This is a genomic window from Halolactibacillus alkaliphilus, assembly GCF_900115465.1.
GTDB lineage: Bacteria > Bacillota > Bacilli > Bacillales > Amphibacillaceae > Halolactibacillus > Halolactibacillus alkaliphilus.
This window is the reverse complement of the sequence record NZ_FOWN01000005.1, coordinates 120,925-133,614: the sequence shown is the minus strand read 5'-3', so window position 1 is coordinate 133,614 and position 12,690 is coordinate 120,925. Positions and strand designations below refer to the sequence as shown.

General features: G+C 37.2%; 15 protein-coding genes. 1 reads left to right on the top strand and 14 read right to left on the bottom strand.

Going from position 1 to position 12,690, the window contains the following annotated elements; translation table 11 throughout:
- From tnpA to gpr, 5 genes are all read right to left on the bottom strand, one after another.
- On the bottom strand, positions 1-195 hold a 195-nt coding region (gene tnpA / locus BM163_RS03915), incomplete at its 3' end, for an IS200/IS605 family transposase (protein ID WP_143088178.1).
- A gap of 394 nt (positions 196-589) precedes the next feature.
- A complete protein-coding gene (gene lepA, locus BM163_RS03910; protein WP_089800447.1) occupies positions 590-2,404 on the bottom strand; it encodes a translation elongation factor 4 in 1,815 nt (604 codons plus the stop codon).
- 86 nt (positions 2,405-2,490) lie between these two features.
- Positions 2,491-2,703, bottom strand: a complete 213-nt coding sequence (locus tag BM163_RS03905; RefSeq protein ID WP_089800445.1) for a hypothetical protein — start codon at positions 2,701-2,703, stop codon at positions 2,491-2,493.
- A gap of 70 nt (positions 2,704-2,773) precedes the next feature.
- Positions 2,774-3,709: a stage II sporulation protein P gene (gene spoIIP / locus BM163_RS03900; RefSeq protein ID WP_089800443.1), complete on the bottom strand. Its 936-nt coding sequence runs from the start codon at positions 3,707-3,709 to the stop codon at positions 2,774-2,776.
- Between the two features lie 59 nt (positions 3,710-3,768).
- Positions 3,769-4,791, bottom strand: a complete 1,023-nt coding sequence (gene gpr / locus BM163_RS03895; RefSeq protein ID WP_089800441.1) for a GPR endopeptidase — start codon at positions 4,789-4,791, stop codon at positions 3,769-3,771.
- Between the two features lie 171 nt (positions 4,792-4,962).
- Here gpr and rpsT point away from each other — a divergent pair, with 171 nt between their 5' ends.
- Positions 4,963-5,229 (top strand): 30S ribosomal protein S20, encoded by a 267-nt coding sequence (gene rpsT / locus BM163_RS03890; RefSeq protein WP_089800439.1) that lies wholly within the window; start codon positions 4,963-4,965, stop codon positions 5,227-5,229.
- A gap of 84 nt (positions 5,230-5,313) precedes the next feature.
- Here rpsT and holA read toward each other — a convergent pair whose 3' ends face one another.
- From holA to yhbY, 9 genes are all read right to left on the bottom strand, one after another.
- On the bottom strand, positions 5,314-6,333 hold the full coding sequence (holA, locus tag BM163_RS03885) for a DNA polymerase III subunit delta (protein WP_089800437.1): 1,020 nt from the start codon (positions 6,331-6,333) through the stop codon (positions 5,314-5,316).
- A 123-nt stretch (positions 6,334-6,456) separates the two neighbouring features.
- Positions 6,457-8,454 (bottom strand): DNA internalization-related competence protein ComEC/Rec2, encoded by a 1,998-nt coding sequence (locus tag BM163_RS03880; RefSeq protein ID WP_170243622.1) that lies wholly within the window; start codon positions 8,452-8,454, stop codon positions 6,457-6,459.
- Between the two features lie 303 nt (positions 8,455-8,757).
- On the bottom strand, positions 8,758-9,219 hold the full coding sequence (locus BM163_RS03875) for a ComE operon protein 2 (RefSeq protein WP_089800432.1): 462 nt from the start codon (positions 9,217-9,219) through the stop codon (positions 8,758-8,760).
- A 23-nt stretch (positions 9,220-9,242) separates the two neighbouring features.
- On the bottom strand, positions 9,243-9,884 hold the full coding sequence (locus BM163_RS03870) for a helix-hairpin-helix domain-containing protein (RefSeq protein ID WP_089800430.1): 642 nt from the start codon (positions 9,882-9,884) through the stop codon (positions 9,243-9,245).
- A gap of 227 nt (positions 9,885-10,111) precedes the next feature.
- Positions 10,112-10,846: a class I SAM-dependent DNA methyltransferase gene (locus BM163_RS03865; protein ID WP_089800427.1), complete on the bottom strand. Its 735-nt coding sequence runs from the start codon at positions 10,844-10,846 to the stop codon at positions 10,112-10,114.
- Between the two features lie 2 nt (positions 10,847-10,848).
- Positions 10,849-11,205, bottom strand: coding sequence for a ribosome silencing factor (gene rsfS, locus BM163_RS03860; protein WP_089800425.1), 357 nt, complete (start codon positions 11,203-11,205; stop codon positions 10,849-10,851).
- Positions 11,206-11,254: 49 nt separating this feature from the next.
- Positions 11,255-11,821, bottom strand: coding sequence for a bis(5'-nucleosyl)-tetraphosphatase (symmetrical) YqeK (gene yqeK, locus BM163_RS03855; protein WP_089800423.1), 567 nt, complete (start codon positions 11,819-11,821; stop codon positions 11,255-11,257).
- A complete protein-coding gene (locus BM163_RS03850; protein WP_089800421.1) occupies positions 11,814-12,377 on the bottom strand; it encodes a nicotinate-nucleotide adenylyltransferase in 564 nt (187 codons plus the stop codon). The genes yqeK and BM163_RS03850 overlap by 8 nt, the downstream gene beginning before the upstream one ends.
- Positions 12,378-12,391: 14 nt before the next feature.
- Positions 12,392-12,682, bottom strand: a complete 291-nt coding sequence (gene yhbY, locus BM163_RS03845) for a ribosome assembly RNA-binding protein YhbY (protein WP_089800419.1) — start codon at positions 12,680-12,682, stop codon at positions 12,392-12,394.
- Positions 12,683-12,690: the final 8 nt, after the last annotated feature.

Here is a 12,690-nt window from a genome sequence, read left to right as displayed (position 1 = left end):
GAACAGAATATGAACATGGTCAATATCGTGGTTCCATTCAACTAATGTGATATTATATTTTTCACTCAATGACACAAATTTATCTTTGGCATAATCCGAAATCGTATCATCTATTACTTTTCTTCGATACTTCACAACTAACACAAGATGGTAATGCATCAAAAATACTGAATGATTGTTACTGTCTAATTTCATTGTTATCTCAATCCTTATACTTAATAAGACTGATTATACCATAATAAGAAAAAAGACAAAATAAAAAACCTTTGGGCTGTCGCCCAACCGACATTCATCTCCCCCTTATCGTCGGCTACGCCCTTCACACGCTTGAAGAGGGAGACTTCTTTCGGAAGTGCCTTAAAATTCCAACAAACTTATTTTCATGGACGTCCTTTCAAAATCTCTCACAAAAATAGCCCGTTACAAAAAGAAAACCTGCACTTCTCAAATTATTAAGTCAGAAAGAACGGAGGAAATTCGCTAATAGTTCCTTCTGGCAAGCCTCAGCAGACTTTCATCACCAAATTACAATGCTTGCCAGAGGCACACGATAAAACCTCACCAACAGCTGTTAGTGAGGTTTATTGCTTCATTCATCATCCATTTGCAAGACAGCCATGAAAGCTTCTTGAGGCACTTCTACAGAACCTACCATCTTCATGCGTTTTTTTCCTTCTTTTTGTTTTTCAAGTAATTTACGTTTACGTGAAATATCACCACCATAACACTTAGATAACACGTTTTTACGCATTGCTTTAATGGTAGAACGGGCAACAATCTTATTACCTATTGCTGCTTGAATCGGTACTTCAAATTGTTGACGTGGAATTAAACTTTTTAGTTTTTCTACAATTTGCTTTCCACGTTCAAATGAGAAATCACGGTGAACAATAAACGATAATGCATCAATTGTTTCACTGTTAAGGAGAATATCCATTTTTACAAGTTTCGATTGTTTATAACCAACAAGTTCATAATCAAAAGACGCGTAGCCTTTTGTTTGCGACTTTAACTTATCAAAGAAATCATAAACAATTTCAGCCAGTGGAATTTCATATATAACATTTACTCGATTTTCGTCTAAATATTGCATATCTACAAAATCGCCACGTTTCGTTTGGCAAAGCTCCATTACTGGTCCTACATAATCATTCGGCACCATTACTTTCGCTTTTACGTATGGCTCCATCACCTTTTCAATTGCTTGTGCATCTGGCATAAATGATGGGTTATCAATTGAAATGACCTCACCATCTGTTTTTTCTACTTGATAAATAACACTTGGCGCTGTCGTAATTAAATCAATACTAAATTCACGTTCAATACGTTCTTGGATTATTTCCATGTGTAATAACCCTAAGAAACCACAACGAAAACCAAACCCAAGCGCTTGTGACGTCTCAGCTTCATATTGAAGCGATGAATCATTTAATTCTAAGCGTTCCAACGCTTCTCTTAAATCATTGTATTTATTCGCATCGACTGGATACAGACCACAAAAAACCATAGGGTTTAATCGGCGATAGCCTGGCAATGCCTCTTTTGCTGGGTTTTTACTCAAGGTAATTGTATCCCCTACCCGAGAATCACCAACGTTTTTAATAGCCGCTGTTAAGTAACCAACATCTCCAACTTCCAACTTATCTAGTTTTAAAGGCTTAGGCGTGAACACACCTAATTCATTTACTTCAAATTCTTTTCCTGTTGCCATCATCTTAATCTTATCGCCAACTTTAACTGTACCTTCTTTAATACGAACATATGCGACAACACCTCGATAAGGATCATATAATGAGTCAAAAATCATCGCTTTTAAAGGTTCATTCACATCACCTTCTGGCGCAGGGATCCGATCAACAACCGCTTCTAAAATTGACTCAATCCCTATCCCAGACTTCGCACTAACAAGGAGCGCCTCCTCGCCATCAATACCGATGACATCGGTAATTTCTTGCTTGACGCGCTCTGGATCTGCGCTAGGTAAATCGATTTTATTAATAACTGGGATAATCTCTAAATCATTATCCAGTGCTAAGTAAACATTAGCCAAAGTTTGGGCTTCAATGCCTTGCGCCGCATCAACAACTAAAATAGCCCCTTCACAGGCAGCTAAGCTTCTTGATACTTCGTAAGTAAAATCGACGTGGCCAGGTGTATCAATCAAGTGAAAAATATATTCTTCCCCGTCTGTATGTTGATATTTTAACTGAACAGCATTCAGTTTTATTGTAATACCACGCTCACGTTCTAAATCCATCGCATCTAACATTTGTTCTTTCATCTCACGTTGTGTGAGTGCTTGTGTTTTTTCTAATATACGGTCAGCTAATGTTGACTTCCCGTGATCAATGTGGGCAATAATCGAGAAATTACGTACCCTTTTCTGGTCTCTTCCTTTTGTCACAATGCTTCACTCCTATTTTTTCGACAACAATACAGTGTTGATTATAGCAGTGAATCAACAATGATTCAATTATTTTTACGAGAAGTTTAAAACCATTTGCCCACAATTCGAATAATCAAATCAAAGATATAAATCACACGCCACTCAATCCATTGGCTAATTTCATAAAAAAACATCGGCTGATGACCTACGTCTGCTGCAGCATGTTGATTGATGGTCGACATTGATAACACAGGACTGAAGCTGATGAAATGTAGAATAAGGATTATTATTCCTATGCGGATGATCTTTTTCTTCATAAATTTCTCTCCTCGGCTCATGAGTTTTATCTTTGCGATTTTTTCGGCTTTAACGCTCATAAGATATAAGTTAATGGAGAACACTAAGGCATTCAGCTATTTTTTCTAATGAACGCTCTGCTTCCTCCATTGTATTATCCACACCACCAACTTCTATTAATACACTTGTAGCTACGACATCTTGATTATAAATACCGTTACGTCCACTTCCACCGAGTAGTTTTACTCCTCGGCTAATGCCGGGGTATTTAGTATTTAATGCTTCTGAGAGACGTCTAGCGAAAATTTCATTCTTCTCAAAACCTGGATGATCCTTTCCAATTACGAATAAAAGTTTCGCGTAGGATACGTCATCGATTCTTACCGTCGTCACTTCTCGTCTGTTACTATCACGATGAATGTCGAAACTATACGTAAGATTTGGCACTTCTTGAATGATTTTTTCTAATGCGCGGCGTGATACATCATATGATTTTTGGTAAGTTAAATTTTCCTTTTTTAGTATAGTTTGAATATCTGTCTGATCTCGGTAAACTTTAAAACCCGCTTGCGATAAATGACCCTCAAACCCAGGTAGTAATTGTTGGATATTGATTATTTCACTAAAGGCTAACTCCGGCTTACTTTGATTAAGGTGTGGCAAAAATGATTCTCGGTTATGGGTTGTATAAAGAAAAATAGTTGGTTGATGATCAAGCACGCTGTGTGTTTGATCCTTCTTATTAGCAACCTTCACAAGAGTAGACTGGACGTCTTTAACAATATGTTGACTCTCAACGTATCCAGCGATAGGGCCTATAGGTGAAACAATCGCTGGTAAGACTTCACTCGATGTCGCTAAACGAGGTAATGGCTTAGCCTCTATGACCAGCGTATGAGAGAGTAGTGATGCGTAATAGGAGATATTCTGTTTTAGTACATATGGTGAAATAAGATAGATTAAACCGACAAATATACAACAGAATACTATTTGTAAAAAATAGTAGCCATATTTTTGAGTCAACATTACTAGCCACACCTTTCAATCAATCTCTAATAGTTTAAGTTTATGCTGTTCATTAATAATTAGACCTTGTTAGCAGCATTTTCAATATAATCATGAATGCCTTTTGCTAGTAACTGTTGCAGGTAATGGATATCATCATCAATCGATTTAGGTGTCACGATTAAATTTCTTCCCTCATCAGTTAACACCTCGTTTATAAGATGTCGCTGGTCATCTGTTGAAAGAGACCCAAATAAACCAAAATATTTATTTGCTTCGCTACCTGTTAATGGTTCTGTTTCTTCAATATCTCCAACATGAAGCACACCTTGAAACAGACGTTGTTTAGGCGCACGAAGTGCTTCTTGTGCTTTATTGAAATATTTAGACATAACGGTCATTGCATCATACGTAACCGTCACAGCATCAACAACGGTTGGTATACCCATACTAATAACAGGGACACCTAAATAGGCTTGATCAATTGATTGTCTTTTTTGACCTACACCAGACCCGGGTTGAATGCCTGTATTGCTAAGTTGAATGGTTCGATTAACACGCTCAACATGACGAGCTTTTAATGCATCAATCAAAATTACAAGCTCTGGTTTTGTCTCCTTAACGACACCTTTAATTAAAGCTTCCGTCTCCAAACCCGTTACCCCCATCACACCCGGAACAAAGGTGCTTAAAGAAGGTGTCGGCTTTACATCTAAATGTTCAGTGACATTTAAATAATTAATAACACCTGGTCCAAGTGCATCAGGCGTAACGCGGGCGTTACCCAAACCTACAACTAAAATTTTTTTGTATCGCTCAGGTGACTCAACAAGTGATGTCATTGCGTGACTAATTACTTGAACCACGTTCTTTTTTTCACCGTCACTATCTGCCAGGTGAAAGGATAGATAACGACCCGCTTTTTTATTCGTGTTTTTTTCACCCTGGTCAGTAATTGTCACATCCGAAACAGGGATACCTTCGATAACGACATTGTCGACCTTAATCCCTGTCTCTTTATGTTTAAGCGATGAGACATTTATCACATCTTCCATTTCTAATACTAAATCACTTGAAAATAATGCGGTTTCATCTTGATTCATCAACGTTTCCTCATCTCTTAGAATTTTTTAATAGCCTTACCAATTTTATGTTTTTTTAAACAATCTCTTTAATTTCATTATATTTATATTGAAAACTTCGCCAAGCTTTGGTACAATAGCATCTGTTCCATGATTACTTATATGGATGTTTATAGGTGGAGGTGAAAATACATGGCAAATATTAAATCAGCTAAAAAACGTATCCGTACAAATGAGGATGCTCGTTTACTTAATGCACCAGTTAAAACTGAAATGCGTACAATGATTAAACGCGTTGAAAAATTAGTAAATGAAAACAATGTTGAAGATGCGAAAGTAGCTCTTAACGTTGCAATTAAAAAAATTGATAAAGCAGTTCAAAAAGGCATTGTGCACAAAAACAATGGTTCACGTCAAAAATCACGTTTAGTGAGAAAAGTAAATCAATTAGGTGCATAAAAAACTTCAATGACCAACATAAAAAAACGATCCTCATTCGAAAAGGATCGTTTTTTATATGCTCCATTTTAAGTCTAGGCACCGTTATTCAGCTATTAATTTATAAAGTAGCATTTCAAAAGCTATCTTTTTATCCATTCTACCTTGCTTGATTGTATAGTCAGTCTCAGCACATAGATCAATTGCCCGATAAAGTTGCTCATGTGTAAAACGCTTAGCGCGTGTTTCTGACATCTTAACTACATAAGGATGCACTTTGATTTGCTGGACGATTTGCCGTTGACTATAGCCTTTTAATAACAACGTCTTGACTTGATAAATCGTGCGTATTTGTGATGATAGCAATGCCAAAAGCGCAATTTCTTCCTCATTTAATCGGGTTAAATCTTTATACGTATCTAGCGCTAGCGCTAAGTCTTGTTTAATAACGGCATCTACTAATGTGAAGCTTGATGCTTTAGCAGAGTGTGAGATTAACGCCCTAGCATCAGCATCACTGATGACACCCGTCCCTTGAAATAAACTTAACTTTTCTATCTCTTTTTCCAAAAGTTGAAGCGATGCTCCTACTTCTTGAACTAATAAATCCTCAATACGCTTAGAGAAATCAATCCGATACTGTTCTTTAAAGTAGCGAAGCCATGGGTCTAAATCACGTTCCACAATTGATTTACATTCAATAAATTCCCCTAACTGTTTTAACTGTTTGACAACTTTTTTTCTTTCATCTAATTTCTCAAAAGGGACGACAAATATTAATGTCGAGAAGTCAACCGGGTTCAACAAATATTCTTGTAAGCGATCTAAGTCATGTTCAACGACTGATTTTACCCGTTTTCCAGTTAAGAAATAACTCATCTCACAAACAACGACCTTACTCCCGCCAAAAAAAGGAAACGTTTCAACTTCTAACAACGCATTAGATATAGGTTGTTCTTCCATGTCAAATGTAATTAATTGATCTTCTTTTTCATCTTGGTTAAGCTTAAGATCAGTAATAGATTGAATAAGCGACTCTATAAGATAGCGTTCATCACCGTATACGACAATCACCGGTTGTTTAGCTATTTTCTTAATGTTTTGTTTTGCTGATAAATAATTCATAATTTTTTGCTCTTAACATTCAAGAGCCGACCTCCCCTCATACATCGTTTGTAACGATGACTCTCTATTTAGTTTAAAGATGTTTAAGCTACTTCGCAACACTTAAAACATTCAAAACATCATTCATTTAATTGTTTGTTGATTTACAACGTCGATTCGATACCAACCGTTGGACTTATGATAACGGTAAGTAATTGCACCATGTGTATCGGTACGATAGATTGTAACTTGCTTTTTTTCTAATCGGGTTAAAACATCGTCATGCGGGTGACCAAAACTGTTGTTCTGACCAACCGAAATAAATGCATAGGTAGGCTGAATCGCTTCAAGAAATGCTTGATGCGTTGAAGTAGCGCTGCCGTGGTGAGGCACCATTAATACATCAATACTGTGTAAACGATATGTGTCTAAATAGTCTTTTTCTATTTCTTTTGAAATATCTCCTGTAAGAAGAAATGTTAGTGGACCCAATAAGACACGTATCACCATGGATTGGTCATTTTCATCTGAGTGCGACTTTACCGGAAGTAAAACATCAAAATTACTCCCCTTAATGTTATATCTGAAACCACTATTTAATACGGTATTGGATAGTTTATCGGGTAATAGCGCATCATCGAAGTAAGGGGATGTATAAACATTCATCACCTTGAAATCCTTTATAAGATACTTTAAACTACCGAAGTGATCTTGATGAGCATGAGATAAAAAAACACCATCAACTTGCGTAATGCCTCTGTAATGTAAATACGGCTTTATTATACGTAAGTATGCTTTATCCGTTGGCTCAATAAAATCATTGCCAACCGTTGCACCAATATCATAAATAAACACACCTTGCCGATGTGGTGTTTCAATTACCAACACATTGGCTTGGCCAATACTGAGCTGGGTAACAGATCCGAAAGGACTAAGATACGGGGCTAATTTCATCATACCTATTACAAAAAAAAGCAATAGGCCAAACATACAGGCTTTTTTATTGCGCTTTAAATCAATCCATTTTAGCACAATAAATAACACGATAAAATAGCATAACATATGAAACGTATCAGGCTTACCAGTAACAAGTGGCCAGTAAAACATCCTGTCCACACTATCTAAAAAATAATATATAGTTGAGAACAGCCAGGTTAACAGAGGATCAACTAACCAAAGAACAGACGGTATAAACAAACTGATAAAAAAGCTTAAAAATGCTAGCGGGATAATGATAAGTGAAAAAAAGAGACTGATTGGCGGATTAACCAATAAACTAACGGGGTTAATGTAATAAAAGCGACTCAGTTGGAGGGGTAAAGTAATAAAGAAACTGATACTGGTGACAAATAGCAAGAGCTGCCATGATTTATTGCACCTAGCAAAAATTGGTTTAGATAAGAGGAGACTATACGTTACGAGAAAGGAGTATTGAAAGCCTAATTGATAAATCCAGTGCGGCCAAACAATCACTAAGAATAAGAAAACAAGCGACAATGCATCCATTGTTTCGATTTTCCACTTAATACTAAGTGCAAAATAACCCAGCAAACCTACTAAACTTGCCCGAAAAACCGATGGTGAACCACCTGCAATAAAAGGAACCAGCAAAAAAACAACAAGTAATAAACGGAGTGTAAGCTCTTTAGTAAAATAGAATAGTCGTTTAAACATAAATGATAGCCATAAAATAAACAAGCCAACATGCAGGCCAGAAATAGCGAGTAAATGCGTTAGATGCCATCGTGTAAATAAGGAGGTGAAATCTTCATCTAGGAAACTTCTATCTCCTAGAACAAGGGCACTAACTAAACTCGATGATGTCTCACTTAATTCAGCTATCACTTTTTCTAACACGCTTCCTCTTAGGGTGAACAAGGGAGTATAAAACCTTTCTCCTGTGTAGGTAACATGCGTTGCAATCCTTTGCGCAGTAACATTTTCTGATAGTAAGTATGACTCATAATCGAAACTTCCTGGATTTTCTAGTATTTCTCGACGATCTTCTTCAACAGTCACTGCAAGTTGTTGTCCCTCAACAAGATTAAAGCTAAGTTCATCAAAGTGAGTGATTAACATATGTGTCTGCTGATTGTTTGGTTTAACTATAAAACGCTGATAGTCTGTGCGATTTATTTTCACGTCTTTGACCTCAACCATTAATTCAGGTTCAAAAGGCCTCTCTTGATCGTATTTAACGATTGTGTTGTAGTGAGTGAACCTAAAGAGGAGGAGTAAGAGAAAAGAAAACAAACAGAACGCCTCAAATAAAGTGATCCGATTTAATATGATGAGCATACTAACTAGCAATAGTGTAAAGATGATTGTAAGACTGCGTGAGGAGGTAGTGGAGGATACATAAACAACTAAACAACATAATAAAACAAAAATATAGAGACGATGTGTCATAAGAGCACCCCACATATTATGTAAGGCGCCCCTCTTTTACTCAAGTTTATGTACCAAGGCCAAAGCATCTTCATCTAAAGGTACATGCACTGTTTCTACACCTGCTTCTCTAAAAAGTTCGATTGCATACGGATGATTCTTATAATCTTTTGCGTAATACACCTTTTTAATCCCTGCTTGAATGACAGATTTTGTACACTGTAGACAAGGGAAATGTGTCACGTAAATTTCAGCACCATCTGTTGGGACGCCAAACTTTGCACATTGTAATACAGCGTTCATTTCTGCATGCACTGTTCTTACACAATGGTTATCGATTACATAACACCCGGCATCCGTGCAGTGCGCACTGCCTGATACACTACCATTATATCCACCAGCAATAATCCGCTTATCTCTAACAATTGTTGCTCCAACCGTTAATCGTTCACATGTGCTACGCAAAGCAATTAAATGTGTTTGCGCCATAAAATATTGATGCCAAGAAATTCTTTCCATTCAATCATTCCTTTCATTTTACCCTAGGGAATTTGGACAATTTCTGCGAAAGCCGCAATGGTTTTTTCCCCAATACCTGATACGTTTACTAAGTCATCAATCGTTTGAAACGGACCATGTTGTTCGATATATTGAACAATAGCCTCTGCTTTTTTTTGACCTATTCCCGGAAGTGATGTTAATTCTTCAATTGTCGCAGAATTGATTCTTATTTTATCATGATTTTGACCCGTATAGAGGTCCAACTTCTCTTCAAGTATTTGCTCATTTACATTAGGAACGTAAATAACCATCTCATCATGTACTTTCATCGCTAAATTCACATACCTTATATCAGCTTCTGGCGAAAATCCACCTGCCATTTCAATGGCATCGATCACCCGCATATTATTTCTTATACGGTACACACCCGGTTGATACACTTCACCTTTGATATCAACGTATAAAGATGGCTGATCCTTTAGACTATCATTTTGATCATTGGTAGCATCGCTCACCGCTTTATCATTCAATCCACCACTAGACGGCGTACTACTTAACTCTATTTCTGCTAACGGGGAGCGTTCATCTATCCCTTGTGACGGTTGTATTAGCACGATAATTGTTCCGAAAATAAATAATATGATGAGTGCAATGACTAATTTATATTCTTTAAACCGTTCCATACATTACCCCTCTTCTTAAGAGAATCCCTGAACTCCCAGATCTAAAATCCGCTTGGATTTTCACGGAAAGCATCATCTTGCCAAAAAAGATACATTAGTTATACCACATACGCTACGCCCTTTAAAAAGGAGAATAAAATAAAAAAAACACAAAAGCTGGATTAAAAGCAAACAAAAATACAACTTGTTTGTTTTTAATTCAATCTTTTATGTTTTATTCAGCTTATTTATTTTTTGGCGACAAAAAACATTCGTTCAGTTTTGTTCTCTTGATCGATATCAATGGGTGTTTCACTAAAATCCCCATAAGTCATAACCTCACTAAAACCAACGCGGCTTAACCAAGATTTGTATTGGGACATACTATACGTTCGTTGGTGATGCGACTCATCATAACGTTTGTAGTGTTCGCCCTCCCTAATAAAAAAAGTCAAATCATGTGTCATCGCACCAGGTGAATCACCGCGATCACAAAACCAGATATAACTATAGTCCTCTTGAACTTCTGAGTAGACTTGATCACTCATTTTTTCCACATGATTTAAACTATGCACGTCGAACATAAACTGACCACCAGGACTTAAACTATCATAGATTGCTTGAAATGTTTTAAGGACGTCTTCTTTTTCTGTCACATAGTTGATGACATCACAATAACTTATGATAAGCTGTTGATCAACAAAGCCTGAAAGCTCTCTAATATCTTGTTTAACCCACTGAATACGGTTATTACCACCACTTCGATAGGCTGCTTCTGTTAACATTTCTTCTGATAAATCTACCCCAGTCATGTGATAACCCAACTGGCTAAGACGACGTGTAATCTGACCTGTTCCACAACCAACATCTAAAATTGATTGCACCGGGTTGGCCCGCATTTTCTCAGTAAAATTAACCCACATATCATAAGGTGCATCTTGCATAAGTTCATCATACAGTGAAGCTAAATATTGATACGACATCACTAAGCCTCGTCATTTGAAGATAAAGCTAATACAGGTGCATCTCCCCAGAGGCGTTCCAAGTTATAATAATTTCTTTCTTCTTTATGGAAGACATGACAAACTACATCGCCAATATCAACGAGAATCCAACGCGCTTTATCAAAGCCTTCCAGCTTTTTCACTTCAATTCCAGCTTTTTCTGCTTGGTCTTTTATTTCACGTGCAATAGCTTGAACTTGACGTTCATTAGACGCATCACAAATTAAGTAGTAATCCGCAACTGATGTTAATTCCCTTACATCTAATCCAATAATGTCATAACCCCGTTTTTCATCGGCCGCTTTTGCTGCTAATTCTAAAAGTTCTTTACTAGTCAATAAAACCCCTCCTAAATATCTTTCCTATTCATTTTTATTCTGTCGTTGCCTATTTAACTCGATCCACCAAATCATTGTATAAATTCAATGCATCTGGGTACACTTTACGTGATTTACTTACCAGAAAGCTTATAGAGTTTTTGCAAGCTAAAAAAACAGCCGCATCAAGATCATACGTCGCCTTGCGTCTAACTACTTCTATTCCTGGTATATCACGACCAGGTTCAATATAATCCGCTAAATAAACAACCTTTTCTAAATCCGTCATTTGTTTATGCCCTGTCGTGTGCCAAAAAATTGCGGCACGTACGTCACTGCTCTTGATACCGAGTTCAGTTTCGACAAGTACTGAAGCAACAGGACCGTGCCAGAGCTCATGGTGATAATCTAACAAGTCATTAGGTAACGTTGCTGTCATTTCTATTATGCGTCTCATCTCATCAAGTGGTCGATACTTACAATAATCATGAAAGACACTTGCTAGCATCGCTTTTTCTGGGACAACATGAAACCGAGCCGCAAGTTCAAGTGCCGTTTCTGTCACACGTTCTGTGTGTAAGTAGCGTGATTCCGTTAAGTGTGGTTTGACTAAACTTAATGCTTGTTGTTTATTCATACAGCTTATGCTCCCTTATATACCGGTCAACGGATTCAGGTAATAAATAGCGCACTGGTCGCCTCGTTTTGATTCGTGAACGAACGTCTGACGAGGAGATGTCCACCACTAAACTGTCAACAAGTCGAACAGGATAAGGAGTCACTAAATCAAAACCAGGACGCTTAACACCAACAAATTGAATAGCATGAATCAACTCATCGATTGCTTGCCATTGTGGTAAATATTCGACCATATCTGCACCAATGATAAAGTAAAAATCAATGTCTGGATATAATTCTTTTAACTGTTTAATTGTATCAATTGTGTATGATGGACCTGTGCGTTGCAACTCTATACCTTTGACGAAAAAGTAATCTCTGCCACTTGTTGCTTTTTCCACCATCTCTAATCGCTTATCTGCACTTACACTGGCAGCATTTTTATGGGGTGGTATTTGAGAAGGGATAAACCATACTTCATCTAAACCTAACTCATGATAGACATCATCTGCGATAATTAAGTGACCGATATGAGGCGGATCAAATGTCCCACCTAACAGTCCAATCTTTTTCATAAAGACAAACTCCCTTAAGGTAACTGAATAGTTGGCTTTTCTATTGATGGCTTATATAAAACAATCGTATGGCCAATAACCTGAACCAACTCACTATCTGTCCCCTCAACTAAGGCTGAAGCAACCTCTGCTGTTTCTTCTAAACAGTTTTGTAACACGGTGACTTTGATCAGCTCACGTTTTTCTAACGCTTCATTAATTGTTGTCACCATGTTTTCATTTACACCATCTTTTCCCACTTGAAAAATCGGACGTAAATGGTGTGCTTCCGCACGTAAAAATCTTTTTTGTTTACCTGTTAACATACATATTC